Source organism: Aminobacterium sp. UBA4987, assembly GCF_002396985.1.
Lineage (GTDB): Bacteria > Synergistota > Synergistia > Synergistales > Aminobacteriaceae > Aminobacterium > Aminobacterium colombiense.
The window spans coordinates 218,447-238,539 of record NZ_DGZF01000001.1 but is presented as its reverse complement, the minus strand read 5'-3'; the positions used below and the strand labels follow the sequence as shown (position 1 = coordinate 238,539).

The 20,093-nt window shown below is 45.1% G+C and carries 17 protein-coding genes and 1 tRNA gene; all 18 read right to left on the bottom strand.

The genetic code is table 11. The features are described from left to right. Positions 1–144: 144 nt before the first annotated feature. A tRNA-Leu gene (locus tag B2U56_RS01165) sits at positions 145–231 on the bottom strand. Positions 232–286: 55 nt separating this feature from the next. Then, positions 287–1,267, bottom strand: a complete 981-nt coding sequence (locus B2U56_RS01160) for an L-threonylcarbamoyladenylate synthase (RefSeq protein ID WP_286951690.1) — start codon at positions 1,265–1,267, stop codon at positions 287–289. Beyond that, entirely contained in the window at positions 1,248–2,384 is a 1,137-nt protein-coding gene (gene tgt / locus B2U56_RS01155) for a tRNA guanosine(34) transglycosylase Tgt (RefSeq protein ID WP_286951688.1), read from the bottom strand. Before tgt ends, B2U56_RS01160 begins: the two co-directional genes overlap by 20 nt. Next, the gene (locus tag B2U56_RS01150) at positions 2,384–3,178 is read right to left on the bottom strand and encodes a TatD family hydrolase (RefSeq protein ID WP_013048017.1); all 795 of its coding nucleotides are present in this window, start codon (positions 3,176–3,178) and stop codon (positions 2,384–2,386) included. The genes tgt and B2U56_RS01150 overlap by 1 nt, the downstream gene beginning before the upstream one ends. Before the next feature lie 70 nt (positions 3,179–3,248). Next, positions 3,249–5,180 carry a methionine--tRNA ligase gene (gene metG / locus B2U56_RS01145; RefSeq protein WP_013048016.1) on the bottom strand — a complete coding sequence of 644 codons (1,932 nt, stop codon included), beginning with the start codon at positions 5,178–5,180 and terminating at the stop codon, positions 3,249–3,251. 12 nt (positions 5,181–5,192) lie between these two features. After that, entirely contained in the window at positions 5,193–6,023 is an 831-nt protein-coding gene (rsmI, locus tag B2U56_RS01140) for a 16S rRNA (cytidine(1402)-2'-O)-methyltransferase (RefSeq protein WP_013048015.1), read from the bottom strand. Positions 6,024–6,027: 4 nt separating this feature from the next. Next, positions 6,028–6,768, bottom strand: coding sequence for a tRNA1(Val) (adenine(37)-N6)-methyltransferase (locus tag B2U56_RS01135; RefSeq protein WP_286951685.1), 741 nt, complete (start codon positions 6,766–6,768; stop codon positions 6,028–6,030). Beyond that, positions 6,756–10,175, bottom strand: a complete 3,420-nt coding sequence (gene smc / locus B2U56_RS01130) for a chromosome segregation protein SMC (protein WP_286951683.1) — start codon at positions 10,173–10,175, stop codon at positions 6,756–6,758. The genes B2U56_RS01135 and smc overlap by 13 nt, the downstream gene beginning before the upstream one ends. Beyond that, positions 10,150–11,649, bottom strand: coding sequence for an Rne/Rng family ribonuclease (locus B2U56_RS01125; RefSeq protein WP_286951680.1), 1,500 nt, complete (start codon positions 11,647–11,649; stop codon positions 10,150–10,152). The genes smc and B2U56_RS01125 overlap by 26 nt, the downstream gene beginning before the upstream one ends. Next, a complete protein-coding gene (locus tag B2U56_RS01120) occupies positions 11,642–12,301 on the bottom strand; it encodes a DUF2344 domain-containing protein (RefSeq protein ID WP_286951678.1) in 660 nt (219 codons plus the stop codon). Before B2U56_RS01120 ends, B2U56_RS01125 begins: the two co-directional genes overlap by 8 nt. After that, on the bottom strand, positions 12,298–14,133 hold the full coding sequence (locus tag B2U56_RS01115; RefSeq protein ID WP_286951676.1) for a TIGR03960 family B12-binding radical SAM protein: 1,836 nt from the start codon (positions 14,131–14,133) through the stop codon (positions 12,298–12,300). Before B2U56_RS01115 ends, B2U56_RS01120 begins: the two co-directional genes overlap by 4 nt. A gap of 21 nt (positions 14,134–14,154) precedes the next feature. Continuing rightward, on the bottom strand, positions 14,155–15,264 hold the full coding sequence (gene rodA / locus B2U56_RS01110) for a rod shape-determining protein RodA (RefSeq protein WP_286951675.1): 1,110 nt from the start codon (positions 15,262–15,264) through the stop codon (positions 14,155–14,157). A gap of 12 nt (positions 15,265–15,276) precedes the next feature. Continuing rightward, on the bottom strand, positions 15,277–15,549 hold the full coding sequence (gene minE / locus B2U56_RS01105) for a cell division topological specificity factor MinE (protein WP_286951673.1): 273 nt from the start codon (positions 15,547–15,549) through the stop codon (positions 15,277–15,279). A gap of 21 nt (positions 15,550–15,570) precedes the next feature. After that, the gene (minD, locus tag B2U56_RS01100; protein WP_013048007.1) at positions 15,571–16,374 is read right to left on the bottom strand and encodes a septum site-determining protein MinD; all 804 of its coding nucleotides are present in this window, start codon (positions 16,372–16,374) and stop codon (positions 15,571–15,573) included. Positions 16,375–16,400: 26 nt separating this feature from the next. Next, the gene (minC, locus tag B2U56_RS01095; RefSeq protein WP_286951672.1) at positions 16,401–17,069 is read right to left on the bottom strand and encodes a septum site-determining protein MinC; all 669 of its coding nucleotides are present in this window, start codon (positions 17,067–17,069) and stop codon (positions 16,401–16,403) included. Positions 17,070–17,106: 37 nt separating this feature from the next. Continuing rightward, a complete protein-coding gene (gene mrdA / locus B2U56_RS01090; RefSeq protein WP_286951670.1) occupies positions 17,107–18,867 on the bottom strand; it encodes a penicillin-binding protein 2 in 1,761 nt (586 codons plus the stop codon). Next, a complete protein-coding gene (mreD, locus tag B2U56_RS01085; protein ID WP_286951668.1) occupies positions 18,836–19,297 on the bottom strand; it encodes a rod shape-determining protein MreD in 462 nt (153 codons plus the stop codon). The genes mrdA and mreD overlap by 32 nt, the downstream gene beginning before the upstream one ends. Continuing rightward, positions 19,294–20,088, bottom strand: a complete 795-nt coding sequence (mreC, locus tag B2U56_RS01080) for a rod shape-determining protein MreC (RefSeq protein ID WP_286951667.1) — start codon at positions 20,086–20,088, stop codon at positions 19,294–19,296. Before mreC ends, mreD begins: the two co-directional genes overlap by 4 nt. Between the last annotated feature and the right edge of the window lie 5 nt (positions 20,089–20,093).

The window sequence follows — 20,093 nt, the reverse complement described above, 5'->3', positions numbered from 1 at the left end:
GCGTTATGACCTCCCTGTAAAAGATATGGGGGAAATGATTATTGACGAAGAATAAAGATAACAAAAAGGGCGCGTTATGTCAACAACACAACGCAGCCCCTTATTATACTTTGTATAAGGCACATTTTGCAAGCATAAATTGTATGGTGCCGAGGCGGGGACTCGAACCCCGACAGGCTATCGCCCACTAGAACCTGAATCTAGCGCGTCTACCAATTCCGCCACCCCGGCTTTTCTTATCACGACGGTAATTGTAGCAAGGCCTGAACGCTTTGGCAAGTTCTTTTTAAAGCTCTTCCTCCGCCGCCCTGCTTAGCCGGTCTCTTAAAGCGAGACCTATCCCTTTACTATTTGGCCACTCTGCTACTATAACCTCTATCCCTTTCTTTTCAAAGGTGCGGAAAGCCAGAAAGAGACCCTGGGCATAATTTTCAGGAGTTTTAAAAAGAATTTTTTCCTCCACGGGGAACGGGGGCTCCTTTATGCCTATATACCCAACCCTCTTCCCCATCACTAAAGGACTATGCCGCAAAACGCCATTTTTCCATAATAATAGGGGGATTAAAGGAGCGTAATGGCGATACCGCGTTCCTGGCGACCTTTTTTTCTTAGCTTCATCCGGAACCAGCTTCACCTCTTCAATCACTTCTTCCAACCGCTCCACTGGCATGCCGCCAGCACGTAGAAGCACAACAGAAGGTCCAGTTACATCTATGACGGTGGATTCAAGCCCCACATCAGTAGCTCCGCCGTCTAAAATTATATCTACGTCATCTCCAATGTCAGCAAGCACGGACGCAGCCTCCGTTGGACTAGGCCGCCCGCTTCTATTGGCACTTGGAGCAGCTATAGGGACACCAGCAGCTTTAATAAGGGCCATCGCTACAGGGTGGGAGGGCATGCGAACCGCTACTGTTCCCAATCCGGCAGTAACCGAGTTTGGGACTACAGGTTTTGCCGGGAGGACAAGTGTAAGAGGCCCTGGCCAAAAAGAGTCCATAAGCAATTTAGCTCTTTCATTCACATAAGCGACCTGTTCCACATCTTCCGGTGATGCAAAATGAAGGATAAGAGGATTGTCACCGGGACGGCCTTTAGCAGCAAAAATTTTACGCACAGCCCCATCATCCAGGCCATTTGCTCCGAGGCCATAAACAGTTTCTGTAGGAAATGCGACCAATTTGCCTGATCGTATTGCATAAGCAGCTTCAGCAATTATGTGAGGTTCAGGATTCCAGCGCTCGACCTTATAGACTTTCGTTTTCAACGCTGTCACCTTCTCCGTGAAATACCTCAATAAAATTCTTTCTGAAAGCAGGGAAAGTTCCGTTTAAAATAGACTCTCTAACACCTTCCATGAGCTTAATAAGAAAATGAAGATTATGCCAGCTGCATAAACGAGCAGCCAAAATCTCCCCCGCTTTATAAAGATGCCGTATATAGGCTTTTGTAAAATGGCGGCATACATAACAGTCACAAGACGGATCAAGGGGGGTAAAATCACGGGCATACACCTGATTTTTAATGTTTATCCTCCCTGTAGAAACAAAAACAGTACCTGTCCTTCCATTCCTTGTTGGCAACACGCAGTCAAACATATCCACCCCCCGGGCCACACTTTCCACAAGATTGGAGGGATGGCCAACTCCCATAAGATATCTAGGTTTATCAAAAGGCATGACGTGTTGAAGCACATCAAGCATTTCATACATAATATGATGAGGTTCCCCCACAGAAAGACCGCCAATTCCATAGCCTGGAAATCCAATAGATGTAATGTCTTCTGCCGAGCGCCTCCGCAAATCTTCGTATACAGACCCCTGAATGATGCCAAACAATGCCTGGTCCTCTCTTGTATGGGCATCCTTAGATCGGCGGGCCCACCGAGTTGTACGGGCTAAAGCAGTTTCCGCTTCCTCTTTGGTGGTTGGATAGTGAAGACACTGGTCAAAGCACATGGCGATATCGCTTCCCAGCTTCTGTTGCACTTCCATTGACCATTCAGGATCCATCATGTGGCGGCTTCCGTCTATATGGGATTGACACTCGACTCCCTCATCAGTTACTCGATTAAGGGTAGCGAGAGAAAAGACCTGAAATCCGCCGCTATCAGTAAGAATGGGATGATGCCAATCCATAAAAGAGTGGAGTCCTCCAGCCTCCTCCACTATATCGGCACCAGGGCGCAGATAGAGATGGTATGTGTTGGAAAGAATGATCTGGGCCCCTATTTCCTCTAGCTCAAAGGGAGCCATTGCTTTCACTGTTGCCTGCGTTCCCACCGGCATAAAAACGGGGGTCTTTATAACTCCATGAGGAGTCACGAATTCTCCAGCTCTAGCCCCCGTTACAGGACATTGTGCCTGTAAACGAAATTCAAACATTACAGTTCCTCCCATCTGAAAAGCGAACAGGCATTATTCCAGAGCGCTTCTTTGAGTTCTTCTCTATCTATGAGCCTGACATCAGCAACCATATCATACACTTCTGTCACATAGGCCGGCTCATTCCGCTTCCCTCGATAACGCTTGGGGGCCAGCCATGGGGCATCTGTTTCACATAACAGCCTGTTGAGAGGCATAGAAGCCACTATATCTCTCAGCTCCTGATTCTTTTTATAGGTAACTGGACCTGCAAATGAAAGATAGAAGCCCAGTTCTAGAGCATATTTTGCATGGTATGAATTACCTGAAAAACAATGAATGACGCCATGATACTGCCTTTTATCGTTCTCCTTGAGAATATCAAAAAGATCATCGAAGGCATCTCTTATGTGAAGAACCAAGGGTTTCTTGGCCTTTTCAGCAAGTTCAATATGCCACAGAAGAGATTGTTTCTGAATCTCTCGAGGGGAATGGTCATAATAATAGTCAAGGCCACTTTCTCCTATAGCCAGGACTCTGGGATGTTGGGCAAGAAGAAACAATTCTTCAGGAATACCATCTACTATAGTAGAAGCCTCATGGGGATGAACGCCTACTGTAGCATAAATACCATATGAAGCGTATTTTTCCGCAAGTTCTACCGCTTGACGGCTATTAGGCACATCCGCAGCCACTACAAGCATACGAGCTAATCCTTGAGATTTCGCCCTTTCTATAACTTCATCAAGATCTTCGTTATAGTCTTCCGAATTTAAATGACAGTGCGTATCGACAAAATAGGACACTTTAAACACCTTGCCTCTTTATAAAAAAATCGGGTTTCCCAGCCAGGAGAAACCCGATTAATATCCCCTGCTTCTTTTCCTAACTCACCCGAGATCCCAAAGGAATATCTTTATCTGGGGTAAGAAGGGCAAGTGTCGATTTATCAGCTGGTCCAGAGGCCAGAAGCATCCCTCTGCTTTCAACGCCACAAAGTTTTACCGGCTTGAGATTAACGACGACAACTATTCTCTTTCCTAGAAGTTCCTCTACAGAAAAATGCTCTTTTATCCCAGAAACTATCGTTCGCTTTTCGTATCCAAGATCCACGTGCAACTTATAGAGTTTTTTTGCCTTTGGAATTTCTTCAACTGCAATAATTTGTCCAACCCTAAGCTCCACTTTGGCAAAATCCTCAATCATTATTTGTTCTTCGTGATTTCCAGGGTCAGGCACCGACCCTTTTCGCGCCTCTCGTTCAGCTCTTTCTTTCTTCCAGTTCTCAACATCGATGCGGGGAAAAAGGACATCCCCTTTAATTGTTTGTGTTCCTGCAGGGAAACCGCCAAAAGAGAAGGCCGGTATCCCATGTTTTTCAGGCGTTCCAGGAAGCCCTAGTTGCCCCCAGAGCTTTTCCGCTGTCAATGGCATGAAGGGAGCGATAAGAAGTCCTGTTCCACGGAGCATTTCAGCTAAGACAAAGAGGACTGTGTCAAGACGCTCCTGAGGTCCTTCTTTTCCCAGTTTCCAGGGCATGGTTTCATCAATATATTTGTTTCCCCTCCGAATAAGGGCCCAAATGGCTTTCAACGCTTCTTCGTAAGCGAAACACGACATGCTCTCTTCAACCTGCGAGAAAGTGGATTGTAGAAGGGTTTCAATCTCCTTGTCCAGGCTTTCAAAGTTTGTCGGGGCGGGAACAATGCCATCCCTGAAGTTTTTCACCATCTGAAGGGTTCTGTTGAGCAAGTTCCCCAGATCGTTGGCCAAATCAGAGTTGATTCGCAAAACCATAGCCTGCTCTGAAAAATCTCCATCCAGTCCGAAGGGTACCTCCCTAAGCACAAAGTATCGAAAAGGGTCAACGCCATATACATCTGCCATCTCAAAAGGATCAACGACGTTACCCTTTGACTTTGACATTTTTTCTCCTTCTACAGTCCACCACCCATGGGCAAAAACTGTCACTGGCGGGTTAAGCCCAAGGGCAATGAGCATTATGGGCCAAATCACACAGTGAAACCGGATAATATCCTTACCTACCAAATGATGGACACTTGGCCAGAATATGTTGAGTTTTTCTGAATCAGACATGTAGCCGCAGGCGGTAAGATAGTTAATCAATGCGTCAAACCAGACGTACACTACGTGTTTTTCATCTCCAGGGACTGGAATCCCCCATTTGATGCTTGTTCGTGATACTGACTGATCTCTCAGTCCGCTACGGACAAAACTCACAATTTCATTATATCGGCTCCTGGGCATAATGGCCTTTAGATTTTTTTCGTAATAGTCAAGAAGTTGGTCACTATATTTGGAAGCCCGGAAAAAATAGCTTTCTTCTTCCATCTTTTGAAGGGGCCGTCCACAGTCAGGACAAGTCTTATCTTCTTTCATACTGCTTTCAGGAACGTAAGTTTCACAAGGGATACAGTACCAACCTTCATAAGTACCTTTATAAATATCTCCCTGATCCATGAGTTTTTTGAATATTCCCTGAACTACCTTTTCATGGCGTTCTTCTGTTGTTCGGATAAAATCGTCATTTGAGATGTTCAGGACTTCCCATAATCTACGAAAATTTTCCATAGTCCTATCTGCCAGTTCTTTAGCTGTCATTCCTTTCGCATCCGCGCTTTGCTGTATCTTTTGCCCATGCTCATCAGTTCCTGTACAAAAGAAAACCCTATCACCCATCATGCGACGGTAACGAGCCATTACGTCTGCAGCTATTGTCGTGTAGGCGTGTCCTATATGAGGGATGTCATTGACATAATAAATAGGCGTTGTAATATAAAAACTTTTTTCAGACATCATTGTTCCTCCTTATCGATCTATTTTCTGTCTCACCTGAATCAGCCAATCCTTGACTGCATTTTTCGCTACAGGATAACGTTGAATTATAAATTTTACAACTTCTTTTTGACTAATGCCATTGGTTACCATCTGTTCTGCTTCTTTTTTCCATTGACCATCATCAAGTACTTGTTGAAGTGGTTTATCCACAACAAGTACGAGTTCCCCACGTACTCCCTCTGCTTCTGCCTGAGATAAAATGGCATCAAGGTTAGCCCGCCTGGCTTCCTGGTATATTTTACTGATCTCTCTCACCAGAGCTGCACGTCTATTTCCTAAAATATCAAGCATATCAGCCATATGTTTTTGAGCTTTATGGGGGGACAGATAAAATATCAGCGGGAAAGGGTGAAATTGCAAACTCTGAAGAATCTCCCTACGTTCCCCCTTCTTGTCGGGAAGAAAGCCGTAAAAGGTAAAGGGATGAGTTTCAAATCCAGAATGGATTAAAGCGGGAACAAATGCCGTAGCGCCTGGCAGAATATCAATTTCAAAGCCCTCAGAAATAGCCGCCTGGATAAGTACACTCCCAGGATCAGAAATCCCCGGTGTCCCAGCGTCAGAGACTAGGGCAACTTTTTCTCCCCTTCTCAGCCGTTCAATAAGTTGCTCTGTACGCCTTTGCTCGTTATGGGCATAGTAGGAGACAGTAGGGACATGGATATGATAGCGCTGAAGAAGAATCGCTGTCTTACGAGTATCTTCACAAGCGATTACGTCGACTTTTCTCAGCACATTAATAGCTCTCAACGTTATATCTTCCAAATTTCCTATTGGCGTAGGAACTACAAAAAGAGGCATAATGTCACTCCTTCGACAGGTCGTAGGCCGCAAGAAGCTCAGGAGTAAAGTTCCCTTCCCCATCATAGATATAAAGAGGAGACTCTATGACCACTCCCTTTCCTGCGGACCGTACAGCCTCAACAAGGATCACTGTTGCTTTTTTCCCGGGATAGGGGTGAACCATTTGCAGTCTCTTGGGCTCAAGATTCTCATTGACAAGGGTAGCAACAAGTTCCGCTCCCCTTTGTGCGCGGAAAATCATAAAAAGGTGCCCTTTATTCTTCAAAACAAAGTGAGCAGCCTTCACTACGTCTTTTAACGAACAGTAAAGCCCCTGTCTGGCCGTAGCGTCACTGAAAGAATCCGTCCACCTGCTTCGATGGGGCTCATCGTAGGGAGGATTGGTAACCACTACATCAAAAGATTGAGAGGCGTATCGGTCTTTTATATTGCGAAGATCGCTAAGAAAAAAAGACACCCTGGCATCAAGACCATTTTCTTGAGCGTTACGTTTTGCAAGGGTGACGAGATCTTCCTGTATGTCAATCCCTTCTATTTTTGTCGCTTCCGGCAAACGCAAAGCCAGCAAAAGAGATATGACTCCTGTAGCGCAGCCAAGCTCAAGTATCCGATCCTTTCCACGAGCCTTAACAAAGGATGCCAGAAGGATAGTATCCACGGTTACGCGAGGCCCATCAACTGGTTGCCAGGCCGTTAACGCTCCATATAGGACATTGTCTTTCGTAACTTTCATTCCGTCCATTCGTCCAGATGTACTCCTATTACTTTTGACAGTCCGGGCTCGTCCATTGTTACACCATATAAAACGTCTGCCCGCTCCATGGTGCTCCGTCTATGGGTCATAGCTAATATTTGCATATGCATAGCATAGTCACTTACAAGGTCGATAAAACGCAAAAGGTTATATTCATCAAGAGAAGCATCTACTTCATCAAGAATGGCGAGAGGAACTTCGGCTACCTCCATAGTTGCAAAAAGTAACGCAATGGCAGTGAGGGATTGCTCCCCTCCCGACAGCTGAGCAAGATTTTGCAGACGTTTCCCTGGTGGCCTCGCAAATATGTCCACCCCTGCCTCCCAGAGAGAAAGTCCCTCTTCAAGTTCTAGGTGTGCTTCACCACCACCAAAAAGCCTCTGAAAGAGAGAATTGAACCTTTCGTCTGTATTTTTTAAGGCTTCTCCAAATAATAAGCCTACTCTCTCATCCGTGCTCTGTATCAGTGACTGAAGTTCACCTATGCCCCCATGGACGTCTTCTATCTGGACTGTCAGGAAGGCAATGCGATTTTTCAAAGATTCGTTTTCCGAAAGAACCCCCAGATCATAATCCCCAAGTTCCCTAACTTTCTTCTCAAGGCGTCGTACATGGGCCAGACTTTCTTCCTCATATTCTTCCAGGGAAATATTCTCCGTTCCTGGATAATGATAGGCATCATCCCAAAGAGAAATGATCTGATTGAGTTCAAGACGGGCGGAATCGATCTGGCGCTGACTATCTTTAACCTTTTCTTCCTCTATCTGTACCCTTTCATGGGCTTCTGCACAACGCTCACGAAGAAGGGATGTTCTTTCAACAAGACTCTCTATCTCAGCACTCAGCTTTGCCCTCTCTGAATCAATTTCTTTTATATTTTTCCACAATTCATAGGACTGAACTCCCAGCTCTCTAAGTCGGCCAACCCCTTCATCCAGGCTCAATTCCGTATTTTCCTGCTCCCCAGAAAGACTGCGCAGTTTTTCTGAGAGTTGAGCTGCCTCTGACTCAATTCGGTTGATCAACACCTCTCCAGATTTTACTTTTTCACAAAGCACAGCTTCTTCTCCCTTTGCAGAGGCCAATTCTCGCTCAAGTTCTGTCTCGTCTGGAAAATCCCCAAAAGAGGCTATTGCTTCCTCCAGCTCTTTTAAACGAAGCTGAGTACTTTTCAGCAATTTTTCGCTGTCTTCAACATCATTAAGGAAGAAGGATCGTTCTTTTTCCAGTCGAACTACCTCTTCTCGTTGCCACTCAAAACGTATGGAATGAGATAAAAGTTTTTTTTCCGCCTCTTGTTCCTTCTCTTTCCAAAAAGCTCTTTCTTTTGCAGTAACACACTCTAGCTCCTCAGCTTCTTGCAATAGTGAGGCAACTCTTTCAAGGCTTTCTCTCTTATCTTTGAGATTTTTTTCAAGATTTTCTATCTGTAGGCGTCTTTCTATGACGCCACCTGTTTTTCTAAATTTTCCTCCGCTTACACTGCCACCTACTGTAAAAACATCGCCTTGGAGAGTAACGATTGGGAATGAAGCGCCTGCTCTGGCAAGGTTCATTCCTACATCATACTCCTCAACAATGAGAAGATCTCCCAGCAGGTGGTTCACTGCTGGGCCCCATAGCTGTTCTGATGCAATAAGGTCTGTAGCCCATCCTACTGTCCCCTGACACGGCAAGGGGAAACCATAGTTAGGATTCCTGGGATGACATTGCTCCAGGGGAAGAAATGTTATACGGCCTGCCCTCTTTTGTTTAACAAGCTCTATCCCTAGCTGAGCCTCTTCAAGGGATTTAACGAAAAGCCAGAACTGCCGCCCTCCGAGGTAAGCTTCCAGTGGGGCTGCAAGCTTTTCCTCACATTTAAAAGCATCTGCAGCAAGCTTAACCTGGATAGGCAACTTCCCTAATTTTTGTGCCGCCAGAATAACCCGTACAGATTCTGGATAAAGCCGCTGTTCTGTATTTTCAAGGACAGTTTCAAGCTGGTTTTCCAAAACATCCACATTCTTTTTTAACTGAGAAAGAGATGTCGCTAACTGCTGACATTGGACATAGATTTCTCCATGGCGCTCTATTACTTTTTTATAACTTAGATGAGTATACTCAAATTCCTTTTTATAAGTTTCTGCCTCTTTCTCCGCAACAAACACTTTGTTTTTTGCTTCTTCCAGTTCTTTTTCGTTTTTATCAAGGGCCTCGCTACGAGCCTGTAAGCGAGAAAGGATTCTGGCGCACTCACCTTCTACGTGAGCATATTCATTGCCGTATTCCTGTCGCCGCTGCCGCTCTGCTCGAAGGGAAGAGCGAAGGTTAGAAAGTTTTTGCCATAAGGCAGATACTTCTTCTTTTTTCTTATGAAGATCCTGGGTCAAAGAATAGCTCGTCCCCCTTGCCAAAGTCGCTTCTTCATCAACTTTGGACAAAACTTCTTCCACATGCCTTTTTTCCTCTTTCTGAGCAATGAGCCGTTCGCGAGCAGATTTTACAGTAAGGGCAGTGGCAAAACACTGACGCCTCAATGTTTCTCTTTGGGATCCAAGACTCTCAGTTCTTTCTTCGTGCACTTTTTTCTGCTGTTCGTAGGAATTAAAAAGAGACTGATAAAAAGAAAGCCCTTCTTTCCAAATGGTTTCCCACTCTGCCGCCCTATTTTTTCGCCTTTCCAGAGCATGAATGCGACTCTGAAAAGAATAAAGCTCCCTTTCTAAAAAAGCTCTGCGTGAAAAATAGTAGCCTCGCCGTTTCTCGTCAAGTTCATCGAGTAAGCGGCGAGCCTTTTCAGCAATGATAACCATGGGAGCTATTTCATCACAGCGGGATGTCAATTCTGAAACAAGCGTTTCTAGGCGTACAAGCTCCTCTGATGCAAACTTAAGTTTCTGATTCGCATCCTCTCTCTTTTTTCTGTATTGGTCTATGCCAAAAAGAGCCTCGAGGATAGACCTTCGCTGTTGAGGACGATGATGGATGGCTTCTGCCACTTCTCCCTGGCCTATGAAAGCAAACTGCTCACCTTCCATATGCCATTGCCGCTTTACATCATCTAAATCCTGCAGACGGATCCTCATCCCATCTACAAAAAGAGATGTTCCTGTTTCAGGAGAAAACTCTCTTTTTATAGTGCATATCTTGGGGTCTTCACGGATACAAAGGGATACTTCCGTTTCAGTAGCAGTAGGGAGACTGATGCTTCCCTGAAACAGAAGATCACTCTGCCTTGTTATTCTCAGACAGCTTGGGCTCCCTTCTCCGAGTACCCAGCGCAATCCATCAAGGATGTTGCTTTTCCCACTGCCGTTAGGCCCTACTATCGCTGTAAAGCCGGGAGAAAAGGTCAGTTCGTGGCTTCCGCCGAAACTTTTAAATCCTTTAAGACGAAGCCGTTCGATAAACACGAATCTGTGCCTCCCATTGCTCCATTTGCTCAATACGACGTTCTACTACGTCGATAGGCCCCTGCATATCGAGACGATACTTATTCCACGCAAATTCAGGCGCTGCCGCTATAAAGATTCGTCTTTGCAACTCTTCTTCCCAAACGGCAAGATAAGTGTCCGCTATATATTGAGCAATAACAGGGTGAGTTTCAAGGAGCATGGCATCTGCTTTATTAGAAAGAGAAACTTTTCTCAAAAAACGCTTAATATGCATGGCCACGCTATCTTCCTTCAAAACCCATCCATAGCCCCCGCAAAATGGACATCCACGGGTCATGACCGAACGCACATCAGGTCTCGCCCTTTTTCTTGTAATCTCAACTAGACCTAATTGGGAAACGCCAAATATCCTTGCACGATACCGATCTTTTTGAAACACTTCATCCAGGCGTTGAAGAAGTTTTTGTCTGTCTTCTTCATACTCCATGTCGATAAAGTCAATGACGACAATTCCGCCAATAGCCCTCAGTCTTAGTTGACGTGCTATTTCATCCGCTGCCTCGAGATTAGTGTCAAGGACAGTATGGCGCAGATCCGTATCTCCCACATACTTACCTGTATTCACATCAATAACAGTAAGGGCCTCTGTATGATCAATAATAAGATAGGCTCCTGAACGTAGCCATACCTTGCGATCAAGGGCAGTTTCAAGCTCCCTCTCTATGCCATAAAAATCAAAGATGGGCGAGCTTCCTTCATATAAGCTCACTTCAGGTTCCTGCCCCTCAAGTATGCGATTAAGATAATCCTTGACTTTATGACACTCTTCTTCGCTGTCTATAACTATTTCACTTACATCGCCAGTGAGCTCGTCCCTGAGAACCCTTCCTACAAGCCCAATATCCCTATAAATGAGGCATGGAGCTGCCTGTACCTGGGCATCATGGCGTATCTCTCTCCACAGGTCTACAAGAGTGTGAAGATCATGGGTAAGGGTTTCTTCGTCAACCCCTTCAGCAGCGGTGCGAATGATCACACCGTAACCCTCCCCTTCATCACGCAGTTTTTTAGCCAGGAAACGGAGTCGCTTACGTTCTTCCTCGTCTATTATTCTTTTAGAAACACCTGTTTCCTGTCCATCAGGGACAAGAACTAGGTAGCGCCCCGGCAAAGAAATTCTCGAAGTTACTCTGGCGCCTTTATTTTTTCTGGCTGCCTTCACAACCTGCACTACCACTTCCACGTTCGGCTTCAGGTTTATACCCTTCGCATCATTTAAATATAAAAAGGCATTCCTGCCGTCCCCCAAATTTACAAAAGCGGCGTGGATGCCAGGCAAAACACTATCCACCCTGGCTTTATAGATTTCTCCTGTCTTTTGACGCTCCCACATTCGCTCAACAAAGATATCTACAAGTTTTCCTTTTTCCAGTATTGCAACTCGCATCTCTTCAGGATCTAAAGTGTTGGCTATGATTTTACGATCAGTCATGGCGTAACATCCCCTCAGTTTTAAAATTCCGAGGCAAACGGGGAAGTACCCGCTGTGTAACTACTGGTTCCACTTCTGATCCGTTCCAGCATCCTACCGATGTTCTAACAATTTTCACATCAGACCATCCCTTGGTGTACCCAGCTTCTACTAATTTTTTCACTAAAGTTCCCGGGCCGAAGGCAAAAGGCGTTTTGAGAATCAGCTTAATAAAAGTGCCTTCTACTGCGCTAAAGACACGTTTCTCCTGCAAGAAAATCCCCTGTTCCAGGTCATGGGCCAGTTTTTCGAAATATGTGGGGGAACGAAACCCTAGTAAATAGCCAGACGCATCACAGCTTTTACTGAGAGAAGGGCCTTCATACACTTCCCCACCTGTAATAGTAAAAGCTTCTGGAATTACGTTGTTCCATCGATCTAAAGTCCCTTCATCCCATTTTTCGATCCAGATATCAGCCGGTTCCGCAAAAGCGACGACTCCAACTGGAAGTTCTGGTCCTAAGCTGACTCGAGGCCGGGGCGTGAAGCCCTCGGACAAAGCAAAGACAAGACCCGCCCTTCGTCCAGATCTGTAAATAAGCTGAGGAATCACGACGTGGGGAATAAAGCATCCACGTCCGCGCTTTGAATAAGTTATCCTTACGCGGATCATAATGAGCATTCCCCCTTTGACCATTGACAACCACTATTCTGCCAACCGCAACCATGACAACTGTTCCATCGACAATCTGGTGTCAGTTCCCCTTTAAATGCATTCTCCTTTTCCTTCCACAGGAAAGCACGAGAAACTCCTGTATCAATATGATCCCATGGAAAGCCTTCTTCTTTTGATCTACTTCGAGATGTATAAAAAAGCGGATCTATGCCGGTCTCATCAAAAGCATCAAGCCAGCGTTGCAAAGAAAAGGTTTCACTCCACCCATCGAATCGGGCTCCCTTTCTCCAGGCACACTCAATGGTTTTAGCCAAACGCCGGTCGCCACGAGCAAAAACACCTTCAAGGAAAGTTTGCTCCGGATCATGATACTTTAAAGAAATCCTGCGGTTATATATCTGCCTTTTAAGGAACTGTCCCTTTTCACGAAGTTCTTCCATGGTATTTTGAGGTTCCCATTGAAAGGGGGTATGGCCTTTAGGTACAAAACCAGCAACGGAAACAGCAACGTTGACCTTACGCTTATAGGCTTTGCCGAGGGTCAATGTTTGAAGGGCTATATCGATTATGCCCTGAAGATCTTCCTCAGTTTCAGTAGGGAGACCCATCATAAAATAGAGCTTCACACGATCCCATCCATGTTTAAAAGCGGTTTCCAGTGAAATTTTTATGTCTTCCTCTGTTACTCCTTTATTAATTACATTTCTGAGCCGTTGCGTTCCCGCTTCGGGGGCAAAGGTCAAACCTCCTCTACGCATGGCTTGGAGGCTTGCTGCTAAATCTATGGAAAAAGAATCCATCCTTAAACTTGGCAGACTTAACTTGACTCCTTTTTCATCAAGAAAGGGAGTTAGATCATTCAGCAACGGTGTTAGACCTGAATAATCGCATGAAGCCAAAGAGACCAGCCCCACTTCTTCCCATCCAGACGAGAGGACTAATTCCCGCACTATTTTACTTGTTTCTTCAGGTCCCCGTTCTCGTACAGGACGATATATTATGCCTGCCTGGCAAAAACGGCACCCTCGCGTACAACCCCTGAAAATTTCAACTGGAACTCTATCGTGAACTACACCAGCAGACGGCACAATAAGGTTGTCTGGATGAAAAGCATCTTTGAAATCCTTCACTAACTGTCGACGTACAGGCAATCTTGAGCTGGAAGAGAATATAGTTCCCCCGTCTCCATACTTCACATCTACAAGGGAGGGGATATATATTCCTTCAATTCCTGCAAGGGAATTGAGACGTTCTTTTCTTGATAAACCTTTTGTTTCATACAGAATATCAACAATCTGAGGAAGTAAGACTTCGCCTTCTCCAAGACAGAAGACATCAATAAATGGGGCGACAGGCTCTGGCGTTAGCGTCCCTGGTCCTCCAGCAAAGACAATGGGGTCACTCTCAGTCCTTTCTTCTCCATATAACGGAATCCCGCCTAGATCAAGCATGGTGAGTATATTGGTAAAACTCAATTCATATTGAAGGGTAAACCCTACCCCATCAAAAGAAGAGAGTGGGCGCCCTGTTTCAATGGAACCAAGATAGAGTTCGTTTTTCCTCAGCAATTCCTCCATGTCTATCCATGGACAATAGGCCCGCTCAACATCGGATTTGGGTAGACGCTTAAGAAGATTATACAGAATCTGAAAACCAACATAACTCATGCCTATTTCATATACATCGGGAAAAGCCAAACAAAACCTAACCAGGGATTGCCCTGATTCTTTAGGCTTCACAGGCCCCCATTCACACCCCGCATAGCGCGACGGGTGGGCAACTTGGGCTAATAACGGCCACAAGCCATCATCAAAATCCGGGATCTCCATACAAATCCTCCCTACTAAAATCTATTCATAATCTTTCATCGTTGAAAGATACACACTCATAACAAGGGCAATTGCAACAGACACGGCTAAAAGAGAACTGCCTCCATAACTTAGAAAGGGCAAGGGGAGTCCTGTGATAGGAAGAAGCCCCATACTCATTCCGATAGATTCTACAACCTGAAACCATATCCATGCTGCCAAAGAAGCTACTAAAACTTTCCCTCTTTTATCTTTACATCGAAGGGCCGCATTGATTATTCTCCAAAAAACAACGCAAAAAAGCACTAGAACTATAAGCGATCCCAAAAAACCGAACTCTTCTGCATAAACACTAAAGATAAAATCAGTATGAGGTTCAGGTAAGAAACGAAGTTTGCTTTGCAATCCATGTAAAAATCCTTTTCCCAACAATCCCCCTGATCCGACTGCGATTCTTGATTGTATAACGTTATATCCTGCTCCTAAGGGATCTAGGGCAGGATTAATGAAAACAAGGAGTCTTTTTTTCTGATACTCCTTTAAAAATTGCCACCCAACGGGTAAAAACACGAATGCCAGGCCTGTCAAGGTTAACACATATCGTTTCGGGGCTCCTGCGACAACAAGTGCTATTAATATCATGAGCCCATATACAATAGAGCTGCCCAGGTCTGGTTGGATAAAGACTAAAAGAGTCGAAATCCCAGCAAGGATCAATCCACCAATAAAACGAGAAAGATTTTCTGGCGGGTATCTACAGAAATGCTTAGCCATTACCAAGGCTAGGCCTATTTTGCCTGCCTCTGACGGCTGGAAGCGAAGTAGTCCCAAATTTAACCAGCTCTGGGCCCCTTTCACAGTCAATCCCATAAGAAGCACGACTAAGAGCGAGCCGACTGAAATCCAGTAGATAAAGTACGCCCAATTGATCAGTCGACGGTACCCTACCTTAATAACCACGAAAAAAACAACGAGAGAAATAAGACCCCAAACAAGCTGCCTCATGGCAAATCCACTAGCTCTGCGGCCCACTCCCATTTCCGCGCTATATATAGATAATACTCCCAAAACAAAAAGAGCGAATACCGATATGATCAGTACTTTATCTCCATATGTAAAAATTTCTTTAATAGAGAATCTTTTTTCGCCCATCCTAATTCAAGTTCATTGCTCACTCTGTGATTTTCTCTTAATTCTAACGACCGGGATATTTGCGACAAAAGCCACAGATTTATTAGCCTTGTCAAGATCCATCTCAATATTGTCCGTATCGATCTCCATATATTTAGAAAGAACTTCAATCATATCTTTTCTAAGTTCTTCCATAAGGCCAGGGGAGATATCAGAACGATCGTGTATCAAAACAATCTGAAGTCTTTCTTTTGCTGTCTTTTTTGTGCCTTCCCGTCCAAAAAGTTTTTGTAGTATTCCTAGCATAATGTCCTCTCCTCCCGGTTTCTAAAAACCCAGCAGCTTCTTGATCCCAGAGAAAAACCCTGAGCCTCTCTGGCTATCGAGATTTAAAAAGGCAACTTCTTTCCCAAGCAGTCTGTCCGCTATGTTTGAGAAGGCCATAGATGCAAGGGACGTATCGCCGCTGGTAAGAGGCTCCCCTCTGTTTGCTGATTTGACAACACTGTCATCATCGGGAACAATTCCAATAAGCTCAATGGCCAGCACATCGAGTACATCCTGTACGTCAAGCATTTCCCCTTCTTTGACCATACTGGGTTTAACCCGGTTAATTACGAGACGAATTGGTTTTTTTTCCATTGATTCCAAAAGGCCAATAATGCGGTCTGCATCTCTAACTGAAGGAATTTCTGGAGTTGTCACAACGAGAGCCTCAGTCGCCCCCGCCGCTGCGTTCTTAAAGCCACCCTCAATACCTGCAGGGCTATCAAGAAGAATAAAATCAAAACCTTCTTTTTTCAGCATTTCGCAGAGTTCCACCATCTGGTCTGGACTTACGGCATCCTTGGTGCGAGTCTGGGCTGCTGGAAGCAGAAAAAGATTGTCGACCCGTTTATCCCGAATAAGAGCCTGGGGAAGGCGACAAGTCCCTTCAATTACATCGATAAAATTGTACACGACGCGATTTTCCAGGCCCATTACCACATCAAGGTTCCTAAGGCCAATATCAGCGTCAATTGCAACCACTTTATAGCCAGCCTTTGCCAAAGCAAAAGAAACGTTGGCCGTAGTGGTCGTTTTTCCAACTCCGCCCTTCCCGGACGTTACAACTATGACTCGAGGCTCCACGAAAATCCCTCCATTCCCAATCTCTGTTATATTTTTAGTTCGCGAACAAAAAGAGAATCATGCTCAAGAGTAATAAGGACTGAGTGTGCCCACCACTCCATAGAGCTATCCAGGTAACTTCCCACCTTACTGCCAAGACGAACTTGTTTTGCCTGAAAATCCCCCACCACTATGCTCTGTTCAGTATTCCCGTCTGAACCAGCATGGGCCAGTCCTTTTAAGCGGCCCCAAATACAAATATTTCCTGAAGCTATCACTTCAGCGCCATCATTGACATGACCGATGATAACAACGTCGCCGCCATGCTCTATGCGCTGCCCAGAGCGAAGGGACCGCATGAGAAAAAGCGTGTCATAATTTTTGCTCTTACCATGGGGCTTTTCCCGCGCTGGCTCCCCTGTTTTTGCGCCAAATGCCTGAAGCAAGTGCTGACTCTCTGCATCATAAGTGACCCACGATGATACAAAAACACCTTTAGACCATATAAAATCCTTAAGAATACTTATGATAAAGTCTTTACTTAATATACGTCCTTGAAAATCGAGTATCACTTTCATCTCTAACAATGCTTTTGCTTGAGACGAAACACGTTCAAGCTCCATAAAAACTTCTTTTTCTTTCAACTCTTCAGGGACAATAAGACGCAGCCCCCCTCCTGTTCCCTTTAGTAGAACTGGAGTTTGAAACGTTTCCATAGACTCCATACTCCTTCCTCCCTGAGGTTTAAAGAACCTATTTTAGCGAATCATGCCCCACAAGGTAAGCAAGCACTTCTCCTACAATTGGGGCCGCTGCGGAACTTCCGTGCTCTCCAGCCTCAATCACAGCAACAGCTACATAACGAGGTTTATCTGTAGGAGCATACCCTGCAAAAAGAGCGTGGTCAGGTCCATGGGCATTTTGTGCAGTTCCTGTCTTTCCTGCCACTGTGACACCAAAGCTTCCAGCTCTCCACCCAGTTCCTCTTTTAATTACGTTCACAAGCCCTTCATGTATTGTTTTTATGTGACTTTTAGAAAGGTTCAACTTCTGAGGAGGAACCATCTCTCCCCTATAAAGATGAGGGGTTATGAGATTTCCCCCATTAGCAAAAACAGCGTACATTCTGGCTATCTGTATAGGGGTCATGAGCAAGAAACCCTGGCCTATAGAATAGTTTACCGTATCTCCCTGGTACCATACCTCATTGACAACTTTTTCTTTCCACTCTCGGCCCGCTCTATTACCTGAAAGTTCCCCCGGTATATCTATACCTGTTAAATTTCCCACCCCTAATTTCTGCCCCCAGCGAGTCAATCTGTCAATGCCAACTTTAATTCCTGCTTGATAGAAGTATACATCACAAGATTGACTTAAAGCTTCTTTTAATCCGGTTGTTCCATGCCCGCCGCGCTTCCAGCAGCGAAAAGCTCTTCCCCCCAATTGGAAGGATCCCCCACAGAAGTACGTCGTTTTAGGTGTGATTTCTCCTTCCTCAAGGGCAGCGAGAGTTACCAGAGGCTTAAAAGTAGAAGCTGGCGGGTACACCCCAGCAATGCTGCGATCAAGCATTGGACGTTCTGGATCCTTCAAGAGAGAATTCCACTCCTTGGCAGACACTCCCCACGCCAAAGGGTTATTGTCATAGGAGGGAGCCGTATAAAGAACAAGCACAGCACCAGTCTCCACATCCAATACTACAACAGATCCTCTATTCTCTTTCATTAGGTCAGCTGACAATCTTTGAGCGCCAAGGTCAAGAGTGAGATAGATATCTTTCCCCTTAACTGGAGATTTAAAGTCTATTTCCTGTACTCGTCTCCCTCTGGCATCTACCTCAATAGATTCTTCTCCAGGCATGCCCCGCAATAGGGATTCATAGGAAAATTCTATGCCAGCTTTGCCAATAAGGTCTCCCCCTACATAGTCCCCTTCTCTTTTCGACTTCAACTCATCTTCGCTAATCTCAGCCACATATCCCGTTACATTTGCCGTTAAAGCTCCAGATGGGTAGGTGCGACGCCAGACTGGTACTGGAAAAAGCTGAGGTGGAAACTCCGGATCAGCTATAAGATCAACCATTTGAGTTAGAGTAAGATTTGACACCACGCGAACAACTCTGTAGGGAGCCCAGTATTGCCGCTTGACCGTATTCTTAATCTCCTCTGATGTCAACGGGATTCCGTGTTTATTCAATATTTCAGATGTTTTAGATACAAGCAGATCTTTCTCCAGATCGAGAGGATACCCCATAATATCGAAAGTACGAATATTGGTGGCCAGTGGAGCGCCATTTCGATCATAAATATTCCCTCGAGAGGGAGCGAATCGAATAAAACGGAGGCGATTTCCTGTCGCAAGTTTTATATAACTATCCCCATGAATGATCTGAAAGTAATAAAGAGCCCCCATAAGAAGTCCCATGGAGCATAACATCACAATTCTCCATATTCTGAGACGTCTATCGATATCACTTCGGTCGCTAGGCATCGTTTTGTCCCACACTCCAGGCATAAAGAAGGCAAGCTCCAAAAACCATTGGCAAAAGAACCCCCTGCTGCACTAAAAAAACTTTTAGAAGGGTCTGTTCTCTTATCCCCCACATAAGAAGCCTGATAAAAGTTAAAAGCAAATGGGCACTCCAGATTAAAAGGCCAAAGGCTGGGACACTTCGTGCTGAAGATGGGAGGGAAAGCCAAATCCAACGGACAAGGATAATGGACGCCACATAAAGAGCTGAAGAAACACCAACCAACCCTGGCCACCTTAAATCCCACAGAATACCGCCAAGAAAGCCACTCCAAAGAATATAAGCACCTTCATCCTCATGCTTCAGAGCCATGTAAAGCAAAACAAGGAGAAAAATTTCAGGCACTAAAAAGTGACCTGAGGAAAAAACACGAAGAAGATCTTGGACATACCATGCTATTACAAAGGATGTCATGGTTTTGTTCCCTCTGTTAATACCTCTACTTGGTAAAGGCGGATAAAATCTGCCCCTGGTTCTATCCTATAAGCAACAAACCCCCCAGAAGAATGGCGAAGCTCTCCAGTTACAGAGCCAACTGGAAGCCCCGGGGGCAAACTTTCACTAACCGGCGCAGTGCTTACAGTCATTCCTTTCTCTATGGATCTGCCTTCCGAAATATACTGCAACCAGATCTGTCCCTGCCCATCACCTGTCACCACACCAAGATCCCGGGTCTGATCCACAACCACAGGTATAAGGAGAGATGAGGAAGTAATAAGTTCCGCCCAAGAATATCCGGCTTCAACTCGGGTAATACGTCCCACTAAAGATCCTTTTTGTAAAACAGGGAATCCAGGTTTTAAATTTTTTTCTTCCCCTTGATTTATTCTTATCTCTGTCCACCAGTTGTGGGGTGAGCGCAAGGTTATTCGAGCGTATTTTGTAATTTGATTCATTCGTTCCACATAACTTTCGACCTTTTCTTGACTTATGGCAACTTTCAGCATCCAGTTTTCCTGAGACAGCCTTTGGTTCTCTGTAATGAGAGTGGATCGTTCTCTGAACCAGGACGAAGCCTTGCGAAGAGTATTGTTTAATAACACCGCTGGGGTCTCAGGATAATACAAGATTTTCCCTACCCAGTCAGAGGGAGTTCGAAAAAGAAGAATTTGAGGGGCAAGAGCAAGCAACATGAAACTAGCGGCAAGAGCCACAAGCCCATGGATGACTTCTTTATTGAAATCACCGGAATCTGGTTTACGCATTCCCT